At 34.5% G+C, this 22146-nt stretch carries 18 protein-coding genes; 8 read left to right on the top strand and 10 right to left on the bottom strand.

The features are described 5' to 3' along the window. Nucleotides 1-148 precede the first annotated feature (148 nt). Both FD18_RS00950 and FD18_RS00955 read right to left on the bottom strand, forming a co-directional pair. A complete protein-coding gene (locus FD18_RS00950) occupies nt 149-841 on the bottom strand; it encodes a 2,3-diphosphoglycerate-dependent phosphoglycerate mutase (protein ID WP_057718117.1) in 693 nt (230 codons plus the stop codon). 189 nt (nt 842-1030) lie between these two features. Further along, nucleotides 1031-1405 (bottom strand): hypothetical protein, encoded by a 375-nt coding sequence (locus FD18_RS00955; protein ID WP_235499837.1) that lies wholly within the window; start codon nt 1403-1405, stop codon nt 1031-1033. Between the two features lie 157 nt (nt 1406-1562). On the opposite strand from FD18_RS00955, the gene FD18_RS00960 reads away from it, so the two are divergent. The 4 genes from FD18_RS00960 (at nt 1563) to FD18_RS00975 (ending at nt 4680) form a co-directional block, all read left to right on the top strand. Beyond that, nucleotides 1563-1985, top strand: coding sequence for a PAS domain-containing protein (locus FD18_RS00960; RefSeq protein WP_057718118.1), 423 nt, complete (start codon nt 1563-1565; stop codon nt 1983-1985). 81 nt (nt 1986-2066) lie between these two features. Then, the gene (locus FD18_RS00965; RefSeq protein WP_057718119.1) at nt 2067-2900 is read left to right on the top strand and encodes a DUF6612 family protein; all 834 of its coding nucleotides are present in this window, start codon (nt 2067-2069) and stop codon (nt 2898-2900) included. A 20-nt stretch (nt 2901-2920) separates the two neighbouring features. Next, complete coding sequence (locus tag FD18_RS00970; RefSeq protein WP_057718120.1) at nt 2921-3703, top strand: hypothetical protein; 783 nt, start codon at nt 2921-2923, stop codon at nt 3701-3703. Nucleotides 3704-3717: 14 nt separating this feature from the next. Continuing rightward, the gene (locus tag FD18_RS00975; RefSeq protein ID WP_057718121.1) at nt 3718-4680 is read left to right on the top strand and encodes a Gfo/Idh/MocA family protein; all 963 of its coding nucleotides are present in this window, start codon (nt 3718-3720) and stop codon (nt 4678-4680) included. Between the two features lie 42 nt (nt 4681-4722). Here FD18_RS00975 and FD18_RS00980 read toward each other — a convergent pair whose 3' ends face one another. The 6 genes from FD18_RS00980 to FD18_RS01005 all read right to left on the bottom strand — a co-directional run bounded on the left by FD18_RS00980 (nt 4723) and on the right by FD18_RS01005 (nt 12393). Then, on the bottom strand, nt 4723-6549 hold the full coding sequence (locus tag FD18_RS00980; protein ID WP_057718122.1) for a monovalent cation:proton antiporter family protein: 1827 nt from the start codon (nt 6547-6549) through the stop codon (nt 4723-4725). Between the two features lie 74 nt (nt 6550-6623). Next, on the bottom strand, nt 6624-7463 hold the full coding sequence (locus tag FD18_RS00985; protein ID WP_057718123.1) for a PfkB family carbohydrate kinase: 840 nt from the start codon (nt 7461-7463) through the stop codon (nt 6624-6626). Nucleotides 7464-7542: 79 nt separating this feature from the next. Beyond that, on the bottom strand, nt 7543-9696 hold the full coding sequence (locus FD18_RS00990; protein ID WP_057718124.1) for a GH25 family lysozyme: 2154 nt from the start codon (nt 9694-9696) through the stop codon (nt 7543-7545). A 53-nt stretch (nt 9697-9749) separates the two neighbouring features. Next, entirely contained in the window at nt 9750-11693 is a 1944-nt protein-coding gene (locus tag FD18_RS00995) for a glycoside hydrolase family 73 protein (RefSeq protein WP_057718125.1), read from the bottom strand. Nucleotides 11694-11896: 203 nt separating this feature from the next. Then, nucleotides 11897-12136, bottom strand: a complete 240-nt coding sequence (locus FD18_RS01000) for a DUF2922 domain-containing protein (RefSeq protein ID WP_057718126.1) — start codon at nt 12134-12136, stop codon at nt 11897-11899. Nucleotides 12137-12183: 47 nt separating this feature from the next. After that, a complete protein-coding gene (locus tag FD18_RS01005; RefSeq protein WP_057718127.1) occupies nt 12184-12393 on the bottom strand; it encodes a DUF1659 domain-containing protein in 210 nt (69 codons plus the stop codon). A gap of 176 nt (nt 12394-12569) precedes the next feature. Here FD18_RS01005 and FD18_RS01010 point away from each other — a divergent pair, with 176 nt between their 5' ends. From FD18_RS01010 to FD18_RS01025, 4 genes are all read left to right on the top strand, one after another. Beyond that, nucleotides 12570-13631 carry a hypothetical protein gene (locus FD18_RS01010; protein WP_057718170.1) on the top strand — a complete coding sequence of 354 codons (1062 nt, stop codon included), beginning with the start codon at nt 12570-12572 and terminating at the stop codon, nt 13629-13631. 86 nt (nt 13632-13717) lie between these two features. Beyond that, on the top strand, nt 13718-14137 hold the full coding sequence (locus FD18_RS01015; RefSeq protein WP_057718128.1) for a hypothetical protein: 420 nt from the start codon (nt 13718-13720) through the stop codon (nt 14135-14137). A 138-nt stretch (nt 14138-14275) separates the two neighbouring features. Further along, the gene (locus tag FD18_RS01020; protein WP_057718129.1) at nt 14276-16273 is read left to right on the top strand and encodes a KUP/HAK/KT family potassium transporter; all 1998 of its coding nucleotides are present in this window, start codon (nt 14276-14278) and stop codon (nt 16271-16273) included. 150 nt (nt 16274-16423) lie between these two features. Continuing rightward, nucleotides 16424-18475: a KUP/HAK/KT family potassium transporter gene (locus tag FD18_RS01025; RefSeq protein WP_057718130.1), complete on the top strand. Its 2052-nt coding sequence runs from the start codon at nt 16424-16426 to the stop codon at nt 18473-18475. An 83-nt stretch (nt 18476-18558) separates the two neighbouring features. Here FD18_RS01025 and FD18_RS01030 read toward each other — a convergent pair whose 3' ends face one another. Both FD18_RS01030 and FD18_RS01035 read right to left on the bottom strand, forming a co-directional pair. Beyond that, nucleotides 18559-20217 carry a phosphoenolpyruvate carboxykinase (ATP) gene (locus FD18_RS01030; RefSeq protein WP_057718131.1) on the bottom strand — a complete coding sequence of 553 codons (1659 nt, stop codon included), beginning with the start codon at nt 20215-20217 and terminating at the stop codon, nt 18559-18561. A gap of 203 nt (nt 20218-20420) precedes the next feature. After that, nucleotides 20421-22127: a hypothetical protein gene (locus FD18_RS01035; protein WP_057718132.1), complete on the bottom strand. Its 1707-nt coding sequence runs from the start codon at nt 22125-22127 to the stop codon at nt 20421-20423. Nucleotides 22128-22146 lie beyond the last annotated feature (19 nt).

Consider the following 22146-nt stretch of genomic DNA (forward strand, 5'->3'; position numbering starts at 1 on the left):
AATTATAAAACTAGACCTTAGTTAAATCAAAACTTAAATATACAAACATAATTAGTCACACTTAAAGACCTTCCCCTTGGAAGGTCTTTTTTGATTTACAAAAAAAGCTCTGACTTTCGTCAGAGCTTTAATACTTAATAACTAGAAATTAGTCGTCAAGCTTTTCTTTGTTAACAACATCTAACTTATCGTCAAATGTGTAAACAACTGGTTCACCAGTCTTCATTTCTAAGTCCATGATGTCATCATCAGAGATGTTTTCAATGTACTTAGTTAAAGCACGTAGTGAATTACCGTGAGCAGCAATAATAACGTTCTTGCCGTCAAGTAAATCTGGAGCAATGTGATCTTCCCAGAATGGCATTACACGGTCTAAAGTAACGTGTAAGTTTTCTGCCTTAGGAACGATATGTGGATCCAAGTTTGCGTAACGACGGTCATGTGCTTGACTAAATTCGTTATCATCATCAATAGCTGGTGGTAAAACATCGTATGAACGACGCCAAATGTGAACTTGTTCGTCACCGTATTTTTCAGCAGTGGCCTTCTTGTTTAAACCTTGAAGAGCACCGTAATGACGTTCGTTTAATCTCCAAGTCTTAGTTTCTGGAATCCAAAGTTGGTCACTTTCTTCAAGTGCGTAGTGCAAAGTCTTGATAGCACGAGTTAATAATGAAGTGTAAGCTTGATCAAATTCAAGACCGTGTTCCTTGATTAAACGACCAGCTTTTTTAGCTTCTTCAACACCTTTTTCTGAAAGGTTTACATCAACCCAACCAGTAAATTGGTTGGAAAGGTTCCATTCACTTTGACCGTGACGAATTAAAACTAATTTCGACATGAACTGTATCTCCTTTAAAATTCAATGTTTCATTAACTATTTTACACGCTTATTCAGAATTTTCATAGGAAATCCCACAAATTTCCCTTATTCTTAGCGAATTTGTTCAAAGGTAGTCGCTTTCTTATCAACGTCTTGTCCAGCATTAGCAATTTGATAAGTAAAGCTTCTTGAGTGCATCTTTTTACCCTAGACTAACATATCATTATATTGCCATAATGAGACTTTATTATCTTGAAGCTTAGAGATCGTTAACTTGTTTCCTTGAGCTTTATAATTCCACTTACCAGATTTAGCATTTTCTTTATAAATTTTTTGGAAATCACTTGCACTATTGCTTGTTTTAAGAGTTGTGTCTTTATCTGGAGTAACAATTACTTGATCTCCATTATCAGCAAAAGTCATGTAGGCATTTTGATTACCAGAAACTGAAGTATATTCATAGACGTGACCAGGCAAATGTTTAGCGATTGAATGACTAGCATAGTAATAGCCGCCACCTACAATAACCACTAATACAGCTGTCATAAACGTAGCAGTCATTTGTTTTTTACTTAATTTCATAAGATATCCTCCATATCTACCTTAAAGCTATGAATACCGCTTTCATTTTGCTACTACAAAAATATATACGCAATTTCCAAACACCAAAGTAATAATTATTTATTAATGTTAAAATAACATTGAATATATTAAGATTTAAAGAATTGGAAGTACACATATGAAAGACATCAAATTACAAGGTGGTCACTTATCCTTAGATCAATTAAACGCTATCTTTAGAACAATTCCGCAAGAAATGGATGTTTTAGATGAAAATGATCGCGTTGTTTGGTCGTCAATGAATAAGCATCGGCTTTTCAAACGAACTGAAAAAGATATTGGTAAAACTGTTTTTGAAGTGCATCCCGGTCACAGTCAAAAGCATGTTAAGGAAGTTCTAAATCAAATGCATACTGGGAGTCGTAGCACAATTTCAATCATGATTACCAAAGACAATCAACCAGTTAATATTTCTTTTTATAGTCTTCATAATGAAGCTGGAAAATACATAGGCTGTATTGAAGTGACGCAGCCAGTAAGTAATCTACAGATCAGAGGAAGTAAATTACGTAATATTTTAAATGTCCTTAAAAAGCACTAAAGTTAAGTTCTTAGAATACTTTTTTGCACTTAAAATAGAGTAAAATAAACATTGTATACTTTTATTGGGGGAATAAATTTTATGAAGAAAAAATTTAGCTTTTTATTGCTACTAGGAATAGTGCTTATTTCTTTAACTACAGCTTGTTCAAAAAAGAATTCCAAGCCAAAAACCAATCCAGAACCTTCTGCAAGCTCACTTATTAATGCTAACTTCAAAACTAGTTTCGCAAACGGTCACTTCACACAATCTCTTAATTCGGATGAAATGAATCAAAAATCAAAATCAGAAGGTCTTTTTAAGGATAAGGGCGACGTAACTAACCTTACTTATACTTTAACTCAAAAGAAAAAGTCTCAAACTGAACAAATGTGGCTTACGAAAAAAGATATGTATCTTCTATTAGAACAAAATAAAGGTCACTGGATTAAAAATTCAATCAATGCTGACACCTTTGATTCTGACCAAGTAAAAGAAAGATTTGATCCAGCAACCTTTAAGTCTATCAATAAGGCTTTTGCTAATAAAGCAACTGTTCAAAAAAAGAACGGCAACTATGTAGTTAGCTTTGATGGTACTGATACTAAACTTTGGAATGCTGTTAACCCACTAGTTATTGATGCTATGAACACACCTGGCTCTCAAAACATGCAAGTAGCTCGTCTTGTAAAATTAGCTCAACTGCAAAATCTTAATGTTACTTATCTTATCGATCCAACTACTAAGAAAGTTGAATCAATGACTTTTAAAGCACGATATACTGCTGGTGGAAAATATAACTTCACTTGGAACCTAACTTATGATCAACTAGGTCAGCACAGTGACTTGGCAGTTCCAGATAACATTCAAAAAGATGCAATTAGTGCTGAAGATATTAAGAAAGCCCAAGAAGAACAACAGCAAAATCAAAAATAATTATTTTAGAAAGATAAACTATGGCGAAAAATAAAACAAAAAACAAAAGAATTATTTTTCCTAACAACCAAGGCGGCAAAATTGCCGCTTTAATTTTAGGCATTATTATTTTAATAATCGTAATTTGGGGTTCAGTTATCGCATTTAAGAAACCTAGCACCAAAGATGCCTTAACTGATGCAGCTAATACAAAAATTGAAACTGCACGCGTTGACGTTAAAACTACTAACTCAAAAGCAAAGCTGTACTCAAATTATGTTGTTGGTCCTAATAATACTATCCATATTACAATGAAAAGCATTCCTAAATCTGATACTAATTCTGAATTATGGGCCAACAATAAATATGTATATCATCGTGACGGCACCAAACAATGGAATTACATTAAGCAAAATGCAATCTTCAGCAAGGTTTATTCAGGCTATAAAAAATTATACACCGCTCATGATTTTAGCCAATTTTCTGATGATGCCTTCAAAGCAATGACGATTAAAGCTAACGGTTTTAACGGATATCTCATTTCTTATAATGGCGATAATCGCGATGTTATTAGAGGCATGCAAAATACTACTACAGTTGCCCCAACAAGCAACCCTCAATTAACTAATGTTAAAAGTATCAAATTGCGTATCAATGTTAACCGTAAAAAAGAGTTAACTGAAATGTACTATAAAGTTACTTATCATAGCAAAAAAGAGGGTACACTCACACTTCATCTTTACGATATCAATCAAGTTAATAAATTAAAGGTTCCATCTTCTGTTACTAAAAATGCTAAAAAATTAGATTTTAAGCTTAAATAAAGGAGTTTTTTATTGTGAAATTAGGTATTATTGGCTCAGGAAAAATTGTTCACGATTTTTTATCAATAGCTAATCAAATCCCTCATCTTGATCTTACTGCTCTTTCAACTACTAAAAGAAGCCATCAAATCGGGCTTGAATTACAAAAGCAATATCATATTTCAAATTTATATGATGACAACAACAATTTATTTAATGACTCTAATGTCGATACAGTGTATGTTGCCGTTCCAAACAGTTTACATTTTTCTATTGCTAAAGCAGCGCTTGAAGCTGGTAAAAATGTTATTTGTGAAAAGCCCTTTGTAGCCACAATTGATGAAGCACGTGAACTAAAGAAAATTGCTGATAAAAATCAACTCATTATTGTTGAAGCAATAACTAACATTTATCTTGAAAATTTTAAATTTATTGAAGATAACTTAACTAAGATTGCACCAATTCATATTGTTAACTTAAACTATACTCAGTATTCAAGTCGCTACGACGCATTCTTAGAGGGTGATATTCAGCCTGCCTTTGATCCTAAAAAAGACGGCGGTGCATTAATGGATTTGGGCATCTATAACCTTCATATCATCGTTAAACTTTTTGGAAAACCAAATTCAGTTAAATACTTCCCTACCATTCAGAAAAATATCGATACTTCCGGCATCTTACACTTAAGCTACTCTGATAAACAAGCAAACTCAATTGCGGCCAAAGACAGTTTTTCACCTAACGTCAGCACAATAGAAGGTGAAAAAGGCGCACTTATCATTTATGGTCATCCTAACGAAATGCCTAAGGTTGGAATCCAGTTGCGAGGAAAAGATCTTGAAGTTATTAATCATAATAAGTATTCTCATCGAATGATCGCGGAATTTATTGAATTTACCAAGATTATTGATCAGCATAATTTTATGGCAGTAGATAAAGCTTTTACTCATAGTCTTAATACTTTAGCTGTTTTACAGGAGGCTAAAAGTCAACGCTAACAAAAATGGGACAGGAAAAATTCCTGCCCCATTTTTTAATATCTAATTTCTTCTACCCAATTCTTCACGAATTCGTTCAGCATCTTCACCTTTAGCGGTGAAAATTAAATGGTCACCTACTTCAATAATTGTATTTCCATGCGGCACTAACCATTTACTGTTTCTCCAAATTCGGCTAACCGTCATTTGCTCAATAAAGTCAAGGTTCATTAATTTCTGCCCAGCGTATTTATGATTTCTAACCGTTACTTCGAACAATCCATTCTTAGTATCAGTCAGAATTCTTAAAATCGAAGGTGATTCAATTAATGCACGCAAAACCGAAGTTTGAACATTGAAGACATTATATATTTCAATATTTTCACTCTTTAAGTTCTTAATTATTTCAGGCTTTGGTTTCTCTTGGCTAGCGATTACACGTTGAACACCATGTTCTTTGGCCAATTGGGCAATCTTACGATTTAAATTATCTTCAATAAATCCAGCAACCAAAATATCACAATTAAAGATTCCAGCCTTATCCAAAGCTTCTTCACTTAGTCCATTAATCAACTTTAAGTTTTCCACCTTGCTCTTATAGGTATCATAATTTTCTTTTTTATGAGTTACTAATAAAACATCATACCAATTATCATGCAGTTCTTGAGCAACTGGAACTGTCATAACATTTGTTCCCATCATAACAACTCGCTGTTTAATTTTATCCTCCTTAGTCAATTTGAAGATTGAATTAAACAAGATAGGTCCTAAAATACACGCTACAACTGCTGCCAAAATAAAGGCATCTGATTGCGTTTCAGTAATTGCATTTAGTTTACGAGCAACTTCCAACGTAGGAAGTACAATCGTAATTGTAGTCATAATTAAAAAGGTACCTGCAATACTATTACGCTTGTTGAAATTTCGTACATAAACTAAAAAAATCGGCAATTTTGCTAAAAGTAAAAATAATACTAAAACAGGAATCAGCATTAAGGCATTTGGATTGGTCAATAATGTTTTAAGATCTAGCTTCACCCCAGTTGTAATGAAAAATATTGGAATGAAAAAGCCATATCCAATAGATGTTAACTTATCCATTGTAGCTTCACTTGGTTCTAACAATTTCATTACCATTCCTGCTAGAAAGGCACCTAAAATGTTTTCTGCTCCTACTCTTTCTGCAACTGTTACCAGAGTAAAAATCAAGAAAAATGCCAATCTAATATCAAGTTGCGTAGTTGATTTAGAAATTTTATTAAACCAATGATATGGCTGCTTAAATCGTTTCAGTAAAATAATAGCAACTAAAAATAGCAAGATAATCAGCCATAAACGTCCTGCATTCCCACCATTAATAGATGCATAGATTGTTAATAGTAATAAGGGAATAACTTCTCCTAGCACGGCTGTAAGTAAAATAGTCTGTCCAATTGGACGCGATAAGATTTCTTTTTCTTTTAACGTAGCAATAACTACTCCTAAAGCCACTGTCATAAAGATAATCATTGCTAGCATCCCATCACTAAATAATCCCATAAATTTAAGAATTTCAGCTAAGGCAAATGCTGTAATCGTTATAGTAACAAAAGATATTATAGCTATTCGTGCTGGATTTACTTTACTTTGTTTTGAATCAGGCAAGTCTTTCTTTTTAAATAGGTCAAAATTTATTTCCATTCCTGACAAGAACATCAATAAAATCACACCTAGATTAGACAAGAGCGAGACGCTACTAGTAATCTTAATGGTATTTAAAAGACTTTTTCCTAAGATTATTCCAGTCACAATTTCAGCAACAGCAGTCGGAATAGCATTAATTTTAAACCTAGCCATTAAGATTGGAATGACCAGTGCAGCTAAACTGACAATCAAAAGAGACAAATCCACTTTTCTTTTCTCCTCACAGTAAAATTACTGTAATTATACTAAAATAAGTCGGTCTTTGTGAACCGACTTATTTTTTACTCTGCTTCTTCAAAAGTAATTCTTCTTGCAATAACCTGTTTTTGAAGTGCTGGTGTTGTTGTAAAGTCAGTTAACCATTTACTTTGGGCTGTATCACTACCAGCAGCAATTGCATCTGCTAAATTTCTAACAGGTGTATAACCTTTAAGCATTCCAGCAAGGAAAGTACCAAGCAGTGCATCCCCACTACCTGTACTATCAACTTCTTCAATTTCAGGTGCATGCGCCATTAAAGCATCCATCATGTTAACAATTGCAGCGCCATTGGCACCTAAAGATATGAGAACATGTTGAGCACCCTTTACAACTAAGTTGTGTGCCATATCAATTAATTCTTTTGTAGTTACTTTTTCATTATCTTTTTCAAACCAATGCTTCAATTCAGTTTCATTTGGTTTAATTAACAATGGATTCATTGGTAAGATATCAAGTACATTTTCGTAAGGAACATCAACAACTAAACCTGCTGCTCGCTTATCAGCAACTCTAGCTAAATCAGTTAAATAAACTGGATCAATTCCCTTGGCAAAACTTCCCGCAATGACTAAGATATCACCAGCTTTTAATATCTTTAAATAATCTAATAATTTTTGCTGATTCTTAGCGGTAATTTTAATTCCACGTTTTTGCTCAATAAATTGATTCTCAATCTCAGCTTTATCAAGTTCTTCTGCAACTTGTTCTACATTTTTATGATTTACGATGCCAGTTGCAATTGATTCAATACCTAATTTTTTTAAAATAAGTGAAATATTGATTCCTTTACCTACTACACTTTCACTAGGATCTAAAGTTACTGTATAAATCAAAATTATACTCCTCCATGCTTTTTTCATAGATTATTATAAGACAAAAAAGACATGATTCCTAATTCAGAAATCATGTCTTTTCATTTAGTCAAAATATTTTAAGAGACTATCTGTAAGTTCCCCATACTTGGTTATTTAAACGACCTACTAAATAGCCGTATTGACCATTTGCTCTTGGTTGTCTTAACCATACATAGTTACCAGAACGGTAGTACGCATCGTACTTAATTACAGTATTAATTGGTAAAGTCTCAATAATTGGGCTCTTAGTGCTTGCACCAGTTCTTAGGTTAATTGCTCCACCAGTAATGAAAGTGCCATTTTGTTTAGTCCAAGTAACGTTATTATTAGTTGCTACTTGCTTTTGAGTATTTTGTTGAACAGGTTTATTAACGTTAGTATTTGCAGGTTTACTTGCTTCTGCAGAACCTTCTTTGAATGTTCCCCAAGCATTACCGTTATTACGTCCTACTAAGTAACCATATTGACCGTTTGCTCTTGGTTGTCTTAACCATGTGTATTGGCCTTCTGTACGGTATGCATCATATTTAACTTCAGTATTTGCTGGAAGTTGAGCAATAACACTACTATTAGTGCTTGCACCAGTTCTTAGGTTAATTTCACCGCCAGTAACGAACACACCATTTTGCTTAGTCCAGTCACTATTTACATTAGTGTTTGTATTGTTGTGTACTGGTTGACTTGGCTTGTTATTGTTTTGAGCTGGTTTGTTGTTAGTTGCAGGTTTACTTGCTTCTGCGGAACCTTCTTTGAATGTTCCCCAAGCACTGCCGTTATTACGTCCTACTAAGTAACCATATTGACCGTTTGCTCTTGGTTGTCTTAACCATGTGTATTGGCCTTCTGTACGGTATGCATCGTATTTAACTTCGGTGTTTGTTGGAAGTTGAGCAATAACACTACTATTAGTGCTGGCACCAGTTCTTAGGTTAATTTCACCGCCAGTAACGAATACACCATTTTGCTTAGTCCAGTCACTATTTACATTAGTGTTTGTATTGTTATGTACTAGTTGACTTGGCTTAGCTGTGTTTTGAGCTGGTTTGTTAGTATTTTCAGCTGGTTTATCAACGTTATTATTGTTAGTTGCTGGCTTAGTTACTTCATTAGCAACTGAGTTTGTCTTGAAAGTACCCCAATCTTGACCGTTTGCACGACCTACTAAATAGCCATATTGATTATTTGCACGTGGTTGTCTTAACCATGTGTAATTACCTTTGGTGCTATATGCATCATACTTAACTTCAGTATTTGCTGGAAGTTGAGCAATAACGCTACTATTAGTACTTGCACCGGTTCTTAAATTGATCGCTCCACCAGTAGTAAAAGTACCTTCTTGCTTAACCCAGCTAGTATCAACCGTTTTGTTGTCATTAATAAATGGATTTGCAGGTGCTTGACTACTACTTTGAGAACTAGTATTAACGTTTGACGTATTAGTACTTGTACTTGCATTAGAGCTACTGTTTTGACTTGCACCATTACCTTTATTTGAAAGGGGAACTACGTTAACATTTCCATCAACATTTTGACCACGCCAATTTTGTGTATATTGCCAAATAGCTACATTATCCATTGACGGGAAGTAATTGTAGTCAGGATTATCTTCACGACCATTAGTTTTGTACTTAGCTACCCATAATGAATTTGGATATTTTTCAGTGATCTTATTAGTATCTACCTTATTCTTTAATAGCGACTCACTAGAATATAGCATTGGATTATATCCACCATTGTGAACAGTATCCATAAAACTAGTAATTGCATTAGTATTATCTTCGATACTACCAGTAGTCTTGTTATTAGGATCTTGTTCCCAATCAGCTGCTAAATACGATCCTTGTTGTAATCCAGCAGATTTTGCAGAATTAACTGCATAATTTCCTTCTTGAACGGCTTGATTACTGTTATCACCAAAGTGAGTATAGTGATACCCCAAAGTCATCATATTATTTTGCTCAGCACTAGAAATTTGTCCTTGAGCTCTAGGGTTTTGATAATTTGTACCTTCAGATACCTTCACTACAGCAAATTGAGCCCCTGACTTAGCTTGTTGAGTTAAGTCCTTGCCTTGCCAACTCGAAACATCTACACCAGCAGATTTTGCAGGTACAGTATCAGTTGCGGCTTGTGCTACTTGATGAGTTTTAGTAACTCCCACAGGATCAATAATTGCTAAAGCTGTCATAGCACTAGCACAAGCTAATGCACTAATAAATTTCTTATTTGTTGAACGCATTAAAAAAATTTCTCCTCCAAAAAATCTTAATGAATAAATTCTATCTTTTTAAATTAACGAACCAATACGGATTTAGCAGATACCCATTGGTTACCGCCAAGGTCATACCAAGTTTGTCCTTGAACATTTGCTACACGGAAGTATCTCCAACTTGAGCCATCTTTCAAGAATTTACCTGAAATCTGATCTTGTCCAGGAACACGCCATACTGCTACACCGTAGTCTGGCTTGGAATTAATAGTTAACACACCAGATTTAGCAGTAATTTGTGCTTCTTGAGTAGTATATTGTGCCATAATCCATTTTCCGTTACTAATTTCGTAATATAAGTTACCGTTGTAGTATTTTGAAGATAAAACAACGAACTCACTACCAGCGTCAACTTGTTGGTTTAACTTTTGACCACCTGGTGCTGATAAAACGTCAACAGTCTTAGTAACTTTAACTAAAACAGTAGATGCAGCCTTAGGAGCAGTATTGGTGCTGATCCATTGAGTACCATAGTTGCTAGTAGCAGGATTAGTTGCTACGCTTTGATAACTTTGAACTGGCTTAACTGCAGCAATTGGCTTCACAACAGTCTTAGCGCTAGTAGTAACTGGAGTCGTCTTAACTTCTTTAACTTCAACTTTCTTAGGTTTAACTACTGGAGCTTCAGTAGTCTTAGTGTCTTCTTTAGTTGCAGCTACTGGAGTTATCTTAACAACTGAAGTTGTTTCTTTCTTAACAGATTCAACTGGTTTAACTGCTGGAGTTTCAACCTTCTTAACAGTTTCAGTTTTCTTAGTTTCAGTAGTTTTAACTACTGGAGCAGCAGGCTTAACTTCCTTGTTTTCAGTTTTAGCAGCTTCAGTCTTCACAGGAGTTACCTTAGCTGGTTCAGCTTTAACAACATCCTTCTTAACTTCTTCTTTCTTAGGTGCAACTGCTAATGAAGTAGCTAATCGTTTTACAGGTTGTGCTGCCTTAGTCTCAGTTTTAACATTTAAGGTTGTTGTTTGGACTGGAGTTTTAACTTCAGCTGCCTTCTTTGCCTCTACAGTTGCGGTTTTAACTGGAGCAGCAGGAGCTTGACTCTTAGCTTGTTGAGTTTGAGCTACTGGAGTCTTAACCGGTTGGCTGGCTTGGTTGGTAGTAGTTGTAGTTTGCTTATTACTATTATTAGTATTAGCCGTGGCATTGTTAGCAGTAGCGTTATTAGTAATTGGACTAAATGCAAGTGCATTAATCCAGCCGTTACCAATAAATGCACGCTTTACGCCGTTGTTATAAGTAATATATTTAGTAACATTTACGTTTTGACCAACTCTTGCAGTATCTACTTGTGTACCAACACTAGGATCAACTGGTGCACTCGTAATTGGCGTTGTTTGTGCAACTGTACGGTTTTCGTTAACAACTTGGGTAACGGGATCGTATTTGTCAAAACCATTAGTTGCAATCACACTATTAAGCGTCTTAGCATAATTTGGATCAGTAGCGTATTTACCTTGTAAACCATTTTGAGTTGCTTGAGCATAGTTATTTGAGTTTTCTACCCAAGTACCAGAGTAATAGTTACCCATTTGGTTACGTAATAAAGCACCATTATCTTCAAATGATTCAGTATACGATGGATACTTTCTGAATCCGGCATTAGTAGTGTAGTAACCACCGTTGCCGTATTCGCCAGTATTCATGTTTACAGATTGGCCATTGTAAGAACCCTTAATACCAAATAAGTTATTATTAGGTTCTTGTGACAGACCTGATTGGCCCCAAGCTGATTCAACTGTTGCTTGAGCAAGCATAACTGAAGTATAAGTACCATACTTAGATGATGCAGTCGTAGCAGCTGGAATAGCTTTATTTAAAAATTCTTGTTTATAGGTTGCAGCTTGAACAGTACCTTCACCAGTTTTTAAAGGATTATCTGGTTTAAGGTTGTTGGTAACTGATATACCGGCAGTTGTGATAAGTGCCGCGGTAGCAATACCAGTGAATGTTCGTTTTTTCATTGCTTAAACTCCCTCCAATTTACATACACCCTTTATTGTAGTTTGGCAAGTTGTCAGATACAACCGAACGTATATTCTGAAACAAAAAAGTAACATAAATTACATACTTTTATCTTAAAATAAAAAGAGTAATGCCGAAGCATTACCTTTTCAAGAGCTTATTTAATAACTTAATTAGGTTCCTTACCTCTCTTACCAATGTTTTAATTTTGCTTACTATCATCAAACACAGAAGTAGTTGTACGTTCAACGTATTGAGCAGATAAAGGAACCTGATATTGATCAACTTCTTCCTTTGCAAAAATGTTTGCTTCACACATTTCATTCATTGCATTCTTTACTTCTTCTGCAGTTAAATCTTCAGCTGCTTCTGCTAAAGATAAATTCACTTTCTTGTCTTTAGCATTTTTGAATGTAAGTCTTAAAGTTTTAGTAGTAGCCATTTTTTATTTTCCTTTCAAACTATTGAGATTTATAAAATAGATAATTTCTAGTTTTGAATATCTGAATATGAAATTAATCTAGCTTTTTGAATTCCTGCATCTTTTTGAAGGCTAGATAAAGCTTTGCCCACCTTCATAATGTCTTCAGCTTTAACTTGCTTTTTAACATTTTTCAGAATTTTATTTTTCTTACCATTGTTGTACTTCTCACCTATAAAAGTAAATTGAACTGATTGATCTTTTAAAATAAATTCCATTTTTATGCTCCTAATTTATAAATATTTTTTGTAAGTCATCACCGGTGAATTGCCTTACACTATTACTAACGATTTATCTCAGTAATTTGTGCCAACTTTTTCTAAAAAATTGTTATACATGAAATTTGGTATAATTTAAGTAGGATAAATTCATTTTTAATAGGAGGAAAAAAATGATGAAACGATCAAAACTCGGAGTGGCCATTACGGCATTCTTCATTACCTTTTTAGCAGTTGGATGTTCAAATACATCATCAAATAATTCATCTAATAGTGGTTCAGATAAGTACACTACTTACATGAACCAAGGAAAAGATGCTGCTTCTAGTCAACAATATGAAGCAGCTGAAGAAAAGTTTGAAGATGCACATGATGTAAAGGCTACTTCTGAATCAAAGACCTATGCAGATCAAGCTGGCAATATGAAAGATGCTAAAGAAAAAATTCGAGAATACGAATTTAAAGATTCTCTTGGTGAGTTAGACAAAGTTGCCAATAAGACTAATGGCTACTCTGTAATGACTAAGCAAGCTGCAAAGCTCTACAAGACCATTAATAAGGTGCAAGATCATATCAAAAATGATATTAATCCTTTATATAAGCAGGCAAAGATTAGCTATCGCGATGGGAACTACCAATCAACCATTGATTCTTGCGACCAAATCTTAGATCTGCCCTACATTAATAGCAAATATTATAAGAAAGTAAAGAAGAACGTAAAGCATTTGCGTAAAGTTGCTAATGCTAGATTGAACGGTGAAGATGTTAATGAGGATATCGATACCGATAACTTAGATGCTAATGATGAAGATGAGGCTACTTCTTCAAATAAACAAGCTAGCTCAAACTCTAACTCATCTACAAAATCTAACTCTACAAGTACTAACAGCAATAACAGTTCTAACCAAACTAATTCAAGTAATACTAATACTCAAAACAATAGTGCTTCAAATAAACAATCATCTCACTCAAATGCTTCAAGCAGTAATCAATCTGCTAATAATAACAATACCAGCAGTAACTCCTCATCTAATTCAAATAACGATAGCATGATGGTTGGCGGACAAACAGTTACTGGTCGTGTAATTTCTCAAACTCGTAACCAGTTAAGTTCAATTGGTGTTGATACTAGTTCTTGGTCCGATCAAAAAGTTGTCGACTTCATGAGATCAGCTGCCAACAACGGTCATACCACAATTGACTCATATACTAAGCAAGATGTAGAGAACTTTAAATAAGCCCGATAAAATTTGCTTTTGATTGCAATTCAATGTAAGATTATATTGAATTTTTGTACAGCTAAACAGTAAAGGAGCTCTTAACTTTGACTGAAGACAAGAAGAACACCGAAGAAACTCAAGAAAAAGAAGAATTTGAAGTAGTTATGCCAGAAGCAAATCGTGTAGAAATGCCTGCTACTGAATTTAAAGAACAACCGGATTACTTAAAGACATTTGCTAACTTCTACATTTCAAAATTTGACGAAAGTGATCTTGAAATCATGGACGTTTACGATGGTAATCATGACGTTATCGAAATCAATACTTACTTAACTAATAATATGGCCTTCAGCCGTCAAAATTTAGTTAAGCACGTATTAAACATTCATGCAGAACGTTTTATAGATATGCTTAACAATATCCAAAAACAAACTGGCGTAGATCCACAAAACATGAAGACTTACGAAGATTGGGACAAATGGTACACTGATCGTCGTAACGAAATTAAACAAACTCTTTCATAAAAAATCACAATTTATTATTTGCATATTGGTTTTTAATGGGCCAAAATAGTGCTAACAAAAAAGAATGTATCGTATGATACATTCTTTTTTTGTTTATTCAGAAATATTATTAACAATTTATTTCAGAGGAAAGCTAATATGAATAATAATCTACGTAAAAAAGTTACCTTAGCAGGACTTTTAGTTTCAATTGGAATTGTTTACGGTGATATTGGTACAAGTCCACTATATGTTATGAAAGCAATCGTAAACGAAAATGGTGGTATTGCCAATGTTAACCGTGAATATATTGTTGGCTCCATTTCACTTATTCTTTGGACGATAACGCTTTTAACAACAGTTAAATATGTCTTAATCGCTCTCAAAGCAACTAACCATGGTGAGGGCGGGATCTTTTCACTCTATGCTTTAGTTAGAAAAAAAGCAAAATGGCTAGTTATCCCCGCCTTAGTCGGAGGAGCTGCATTACTTGCTGATGGAACCTTAACACCAGCAGTTACTGTAACAACAGCCATTGAAGGTCTTAAAAACATGAAATTCGGCGACGACATTCCTCTTCCTAATCAAAATAGCGTTATTATGATTACAATTATTATTTTGCTGTTTTTATTTTCTATTCAAAGAATGGGAACTAGTATTATCGGCAAGACTTTCGGCCCTATCATGCTACTCTGGTTTACCTTCTTAGGAGTAACTGGAATCATGAACTTAAGTCATGACTGGTCACTACTTGAAGCACTTAATCCACTTTTAGCTGTCAAAGTTTTATTTAGCCCAGCAAACAAAGTTGGTATCTTAATTCTAGGAGCAGTCTTTTTAGCTACTACAGGGGCTGAGGCACTCTATTCCGACGTTGGACATGTAGGTAAAGGCAATATTATGGGATCATGGCCTTTTGTGTTTGTTTGCTTAGCCTTAAATTATCTTGGGCAAGGTGTTTGGATCTTAGAAAATCCAAACTATCATGCTGGAGCAACTGACTTTAATCCCTTTTTTGAAGCCCTACCAAGCCAATGGAAATTTTTTGCTATAATCTTGGCCACCTTAGCCGCAATTATCGCCTCGCAAGCTTTAATTACGGGGTCATTTACTTTAGTTTCTGAAGCTAGCAACTTAAAGTTTTTACCAAGAATGAAAATCATTTATCCTTCTACTCAACAGGGACAATTATTTATTCCTTCAATCAATAAAATGCTTTGTGTTGCCACAATTGGAATTGTCTTTTTATTTAGAACATCTGAACACATGGAAGCTGCTTATGGTCTTGCAATTACCGTAACAATGCTTATGACAACAATTCTTCTCTTTGAATATCTATCACTGAGAAAAATTAATTTGAGTTTGCGCTTAATATTTCTGTTACTTTTTGGTGCAATTGAAATTATGTTTTTAATTTCTAGCTTAGCCAAATTTTTACATGGCGGTTACGTTACAGTTATCATCGCTGCCTTCATTGGTGCAATTATGTACGTTTGGTACTTTGGTAATAAAGTACGTGATAAGCGGGAAGCTGAAAATGCTTATGTCCGTTTAGATGAATACACTAATATGTTAAGTAGTTTAAGTCATGATGATAGCGTCCCGCTATATGCTACTAATTTAGTTTATATGGCAAAAGTTAAATACAATAAATTTATCAAACGCGACATGCTTTATTCAATCTTAGATAAACGACCTAAACGAGCTCATGCTTATTGGTTCGTAACTGTAAATGTTACTAACGAGCCATTTACTGCTGAATACGCGGTTAATACTTACGGCACAAAAAATGTCATTAATGTTCAGCTTTATTTAGGATTTAAACAGCAACAAAAAGTTAATGTTTATCTACGCCAAATTGTTCATGATTTAATCAAAGACGGCACTATTGAATCTCAGCCACAAGAATATACAACCACTCCTGGGAGAGATGTTGGTGACTTTAAGTTCGTAATTGTTAACGACGTAATTAGTCCACAAACTCAACTTAACACCTATGAAAAATGGTTAGTTGAAAGTCGCGTTTGGCTTCAAAATCTATCCTCTAATCCAGCCATCTGGTTTGGCTTAGAATATGCTGATACTGTAGTTGAACGAGTTCCTTTAATTTTAGGATCTCAAGATATTAAATCTATTCATAGAACTAAACTAAGATAATTATTTTTAATTATTCTCTTGCAGATACTTGCAACTCTTGCATAAATAGATGAAAATAGATATGTTTAAAGAAGAATGTCCCTTTTTTGGCATTCTTTTTTACGTTATTTAGATATTTAGTCATTTTGGCTATCTATTGGGAGAATAAAAATGAATGAAAAAACACGGAAAAATATATCGGCCGCGGGCTTACTAATTGCTATCGGCATTGTCTACGGTGATATCGGAACAAGTCCGTTATACGTTATGAAGTCAATTGTTGCCGGAAACGGCGGAATTGCAAATGTAAATCGTGACTTTATCGTTGGTTCTATTTCTTTAGTGCTTTGGACAGTTACATTATTAACGACACTGCAAACTGTTTTTATTGCATTAAAAGCAACCAACCACGGTGAAGGTGGTATCTTTGCTCTTTATACTTTAATACGTAAACGAGCAAAATGGTTAGTGCTTCCTGCTTTAATCGGTGGGGCGGCGATCTTAGCCGATGGTACTTTAACTCCTGCAGTTACTGTTACAACTGCTATTGAAGGATTAAAGGGAATTGAATTTGGTCATGGCAATGTTCCAGTTTCAACTCAAGGCGCTGTTATTGCAATTACTGTAGTAATTTTGTTAATCCTATTTTCGATTCAAAGAATGGGAACAAGTATTATTGGTAAAGCATTTGGTCCAATCATGTTTATCTGGTTTACCTTCCTAGGTGTTATCGGTTTAATGAACATGATGGGCGATCTTTCTATCTTACAAGCTCTTAACCCATACTATGCAATCAAGCTTTTATTTAGTCCATATAACAAGGCTGGGATCTTTATTTTAGGATCTATCTTCCTTGCTACTACTGGTGCTGAAGCTTTGTACTCTGACGTAGGACACGTTGGTAAAGGTAATATTATCGGTTCTTGGCCATATGTTTTCGTCTGTTTGTCACTTAACTACTTTGGTCAAGGTGTTTGGATTTTAAACAATCCTAACTACAATGCTGGAAATGGTGATTTCAACCCATTCTTTGAAATCATTCCACAAAATATTCGTTTAGCTGCTATTGTTTTAGCAACTATTGCAGCCGTTATTGCTTCACAAGCCTTAATTACTGGTTCATTTACTTTAGTGGCTGAAGCCAGTGGATTGAAATTTTTACCAAGAATGAATATTATGTATCCCTCAACTAAGAAAGGGCAAATTTATATTCCCTCTGTTAATAAGATGATTTGTGCTGCAACAATTGCGATTGTTTTGTTCTTCCAAACTTCTGCTCACATGGAAGCAGCATATGGTTTGTCAATTACCATCTCAATGTTAATGACAACAATTCTGCTCTATGAATGGTTAGCAATGAAAGGCGTCCATACAATTTGGAACTGGATTTTCTTAATTTTCTTTGGCTTCTTGGATGTAATGTTTATGTTAGCCAGCTTGAGCAAGTTCATGCATGGTGGTTACGTTTCATTAGTAATTGCCGGCTTCATCGGCGTTATTATGTACGTTTGGTTCTATGGTAATAAAATTAGAGACAAGCGTGAATCACGCAATGCTTACGTAAGACTTGATGAATACGTTGATATGCTAACAAACTTAAGTCATGACGAGGATTATCCTACTTTCGCTACTAACTTAGTTTATATGGCAAAAGTTAAATATAATAAGTTCATTAAACGTGAAATTCTTTATTCTATTTTGGATAAACGTCCAAAGCGTGCACGTGCATATTGGTTTGTAACGGTAAACGTTACTAATGAACCATTTACTGCTGAATATGCTGTTAACACTTATGGTACTAAGAACGTAATTAACGTTCAACTTTTCCTTGGTTTCAAGCAACAAACCAGTGTGAATGTTTACTTGCGTCAAATTGTTCATGATTTAATCGCCGATGGAACAATTGAATCTCAACCACAAGAATACACCACCACTCCTGGTAGAGATGTTGGTGACTTCTCATTTGTTATTGTTAACGATGTAATTAGTCCTCAAACTCAACTACGTAGTTATGAAAAATTCCTAGTAGAAGCACGTGTATGGTTACAGAACCTTTCATCTAACCCAGCTTCATGGTTTGGTTTAGATTACGCTGACACAGTCATCGAACGTGTTCCATTAATTTTAGGAAATCAAAGAAGACAACACATTACTCGAATTGCTCCAAAGAAATTTGAAGTTATTAAAAAGAAACTTCAAGCTGAAGGCGAACTTAAAGAGTAATAAATAGATACGAAAAAGACATCCCAATCGGGATGTCTTTTTTAGTGTTCAAATATAAAAATTATAGAGGAATATTTAAATTATTAACTTAATTCTTTAATAATGCCTTCTAAAGTTTCCTTAGCTTCAGCTTGGATTGGTTGAGTAGGATGTTCTTCATCATACTTGTTAAGCCAATCTAAACGATCTTGCATTCTCTTAGCTAAAGTCTTTTGATATTCTGGATCATCCAAGTGAACTTCATAGTCTTCGATTGGTAAGTATGATACACCCTTGAAGTTACCAAATGGTTTCCAGTCGCTATCCTTAATGCTGCCATTAGCAAGATCTTCCACTAACTTCTTAGTTACTTCCTTTGGAATATCCTTACCCATGAATGCATCTGTGTTTAAGATATAACAAGATGCTCCTCGCTTAGTAAATAATTCCTTAAAGTCGGAGTAGTCACCAGATACTGGGTAAGCGCGGAATGGATCTGCAAATGGCTCAATTACTAAGGTATTCATATCAAAGCCCTTAGGCAAGTTTTCAGCACTAGTTCTCTTAGTTGCTAAAGTAAGTCCCATGGTTGTAGCTAAAACTGGATCGTCAACCTTTAAGATTGGTGGTAATGAACCATCCTTCATAATCCAGAATAAAGCTGTAATTGGTGCACTTTCATAGTCAACTCTATGTGGTGAAGTATAACGTGTCTTAATAACACGACCATTATTGTTACGTAAGTCTTCAGTAACAATAACTTTCTTGCCATCTTCATCTTGAGTAACAGCACAGTTCATAATTGTAGTGTAGTACTTAGTCTCGTGGTGACCTGCTGGATAGTCATGCGTCTTATCAAAGTATGAAGGTTCTAATGCTACTGAAGAACCATCTTCACGAGAAATAATAAATGCATCGTCGTGCAAAACAGTAATATCATATTTACCATCATACATTTCATGAGTCAAAGTAGATTTACCTGAACCAGATAAGCCGTAGAAAGCAAATACTTTATCATCCTTATCCTTAAAGTGGAATGACTTTTCACCACCGTGACAAGCAGTATAACCGTTTCTATGAGCCATAGCCCAAGCAAGAGTCAAAGTACCCTTCTTTAATTCACCGAAGTAGCGTAAGCCACAGACTGCAGCACAGTTATGTGGAGCATCAAAGACACCAAAGCCCTTTGGATAGTCTTCATCTTGTGTATTTGGATCAAAGTAGAAGTAAATATCTCCTTCATCATATAATTTCGACTTCTTATAGATCTTTTCTGCTTCTTCATCAAAGAAGTGGAAGTTCAAGATATATGAGAGCAAGTTAAAGGCTTGGTCTTCTGGCATCATAATATGTGCTTTAACAGTAAAGCTTGGATCTAGTCCTACTAAAACTGTTGCTTTTAAGAATTTTTGATCATGGCCCTTATAAATATCTTCACGTAAATTGCCTGCTAATGCCTCAGGATCCTCTTTTGGATCGTCAACAAAGTGACGTGCACTTGCTGTTCTACCCAAAATTTTACCATGGTTATAAACCAATTGCTTTGCACCTTGTGGCAAGCCTAATTCCTTAGTATGCAAAATTGGTAGGTCAGTTTCAATAACACCAGATTGTTTTTTAGCTAAATTATAAGCTTCAGCAACACTAGTTACTTCGTGTACATTGTTGCCATAAAAGGCAGATTCAATAGTAGAACGAACCCGACTAAATTTCTTGTTAGCTTTTCTTAACTCATCATGAGAATAACGTTCTTGTGTACTCAACTTATTTTCCTCCTCCGAAACCATAGAAAGCGGTTCCAATTATTACAGTTAAATCATAACATAACAAGTTAGCTATCGCTATGTAAGACTTGAAAAATAAATTGATATTAATAGTAAGTAAACCAGTACAAACAAAAAGCAGAATCCTGATGAGTTTATCCCATCAAGATTCTGCTTTTATATATGATTAAAAATTACTCTAATTAATTATTTTTACCATTTATAAAATTTTTCCATATTAAAAAGACGACAGCTGCAAGCCACGACATCATTGAAATTGCACTCACTATATAGAACCAAGTCGGTACTATAAAACGTAAAGTAGCATGGTTTAATCCCCGTTTTTGATAAATAATTGGGTTACCAATTACATTTTTAGCTCCTGAGAATTTTTTATTATTCACAGTTAACTCACTCTGTTTGTATAAAACAACGGGTAAGACAATATCACGAGATTCTTTTCCCTTCCAAGATAAAATCAAGTCACCATTTTTAGTTACATAGTGACGATATTTTTGCCACTGATTAACAACATTAATTTTGTATAGATAAGCTGCATTTTGATCAATCGACTTATCTTTAGTCGGTAAATAATCAGGCAAGTAATGCCACTTAAGCATATTTAACATCTCACTGTCATTCGATTTATCTGCTACTTGTTGAACAGTAGTATCTTTTGTACAAGCAACTGTGAAAATGTGATTAGTTATTAGGTTTGGTATTGCAGCTTCCAAAAGAAGAATGGTCACTAAGCTAATTCCAACTACTCTTGGCTTAACTCCTTGCTTCAGTAAATAATTAACAGTTAGTCCCATCCCTAAAAGAATTAATGGATAAGCTACTACCGTTAATCTAAATGGAAATTGGAAGTAGGATTTCAAACTTGGAAATACTCTTTGTACTAATCCCCAGGGAAAAACAAATGAAGATAACCCTAATAAAATTGTTCCCCAAACTGTTACAAAGGCATTCAACTTATCTCGCTTATAATGCATTACTGCATAAACAAATTGTGCAATAATCAATAAGACAAAGATTGGCAAAATATAAGCAAAGGCTGTTCCATATTCATTATGCCAAAGCATATGCGGCCGCAAACCGCCACGGGATAAGTCAAACTCAGTATTAGCAGCTAAATGATTATTAGGCATTAAGACTAAAAAAGCACCGATTATATTTGCAGATAAAACAACTGTACCAACAACAGCCTTAATAAAAGGTATCCAAACTTTTTTTGAATTGTTATTGATAATTAATGAACAAACAAAGAATGGAATTAATAGCAATGCTGCCATTAATGTACTTAAAACATGAACTTGTACTAGTAAGCTCATTACTAACATCAGCTGAATCCAGTTAATTGGCTGCCTTTTATCTTGAATCATGCGTACGCCGCACAAAACAACTAATGGCATTAAAGCTTGACCCCAACCGTTAAACGAACTGCGGTTAATAAATGCTGGAATCATCCCAATATTAATATAAATAATTCCAATGACAGTTGCTAAAAGCTTATTAATACCTACTTTTTTAAGTAAGTAATACATACTCCCAGCACCTAACAACGAAATTAGATACGTTAAAATAATCTGATAGTTAAACCAATTACCAGCAATAAGCACTAGAATTCCATTAAAGTAAGCAAATAATGGTCCATAAATAGCATTAATTATTCTTCCACTCTGCTGAAAAGTAAAGTTCGTCTGAAAAATACTGAAAATTCCAGTTTTAATTTGCATCCCTGCATCATAAAAACGACTATAGTGAAATAAAGTATCAGCAGTGTCATCGCTAGCTAAAATAGTGTGCGAGATTAATTGCGGTGAAATAACTATTGTAGTAGCTAAGACAATTAAAAGATACGGCCAGATGAATTGGCAGAATTTGTTATTCCTTATTTTTTCTAACATTGTCTAACCTTTTCTAATT

Origin of the sequence: Lactobacillus taiwanensis DSM 21401, from assembly GCF_001436695.1 — a bacterium.
GTDB lineage: Bacteria > Bacillota > Bacilli > Lactobacillales > Lactobacillaceae > Lactobacillus > Lactobacillus taiwanensis.

What these genes read in the sequence shown, in the direction of transcription:
- FD18_RS01020 (WP_057718129.1), top strand. Translation starts at nt 14,276, where the DNA reads ATGAATAATAATCTACGTAAAAAAGTTACCTTAGCAGGACTTTTAGTT.
- FD18_RS00965 (WP_057718119.1), top strand. Translation starts at nt 2,067, where the DNA reads ATGAAGAAAAAATTTAGCTTTTTATTGCTACTAGGAATAGTGCTTATT.
- FD18_RS01005 (WP_057718127.1), bottom strand. Translation starts at nt 12,393, where the DNA reads ATGGAATTTATTTTAAAAGATCAATCAGTTCAATTTACTTTTATAGGT.
- FD18_RS00970 (WP_057718120.1), top strand. Translation starts at nt 2,921, where the DNA reads ATGGCGAAAAATAAAACAAAAAACAAAAGAATTATTTTTCCTAACAAC.
- FD18_RS00955 (WP_235499837.1), bottom strand. Translation starts at nt 1,405, where the DNA reads ATGAAATTAAGTAAAAAACAAATGACTGCTACGTTTATGACAGCTGTA.
- FD18_RS00995 (WP_057718125.1), bottom strand. Translation starts at nt 11,693, where the DNA reads ATGAAAAAACGAACATTCACTGGTATTGCTACCGCGGCACTTATCACA.
- FD18_RS00985 (WP_057718123.1), bottom strand. Translation starts at nt 7,463, where the DNA reads ATGAAAAAAGCATGGAGGAGTATAATTTTGATTTATACAGTAACTTTA.
- FD18_RS01035 (WP_057718132.1), bottom strand. Translation starts at nt 22,127, where the DNA reads ATGTTAGAAAAAATAAGGAATAACAAATTCTGCCAATTCATCTGGCCG.
- FD18_RS01025 (WP_057718130.1), top strand. Translation starts at nt 16,424, where the DNA reads ATGAATGAAAAAACACGGAAAAATATATCGGCCGCGGGCTTACTAATT.
- FD18_RS00990 (WP_057718124.1), bottom strand. Translation starts at nt 9,696, where the DNA reads ATGCGTTCAACAAATAAGAAATTTATTAGTGCATTAGCTTGTGCTAGT.
- FD18_RS01000 (WP_057718126.1), bottom strand. Translation starts at nt 12,136, where the DNA reads ATGGCTACTACTAAAACTTTAAGACTTACATTCAAAAATGCTAAAGAC.
- FD18_RS00950 (WP_057718117.1), bottom strand. Translation starts at nt 841, where the DNA reads ATGTCGAAATTAGTTTTAATTCGTCACGGTCAAAGTGAATGGAACCTT.
- FD18_RS01010 (WP_057718170.1), top strand. Translation starts at nt 12,570, where the DNA reads ATGAAACGATCAAAACTCGGAGTGGCCATTACGGCATTCTTCATTACC.
- FD18_RS00960 (WP_057718118.1), top strand. Translation starts at nt 1,563, where the DNA reads ATGAAAGACATCAAATTACAAGGTGGTCACTTATCCTTAGATCAATTA.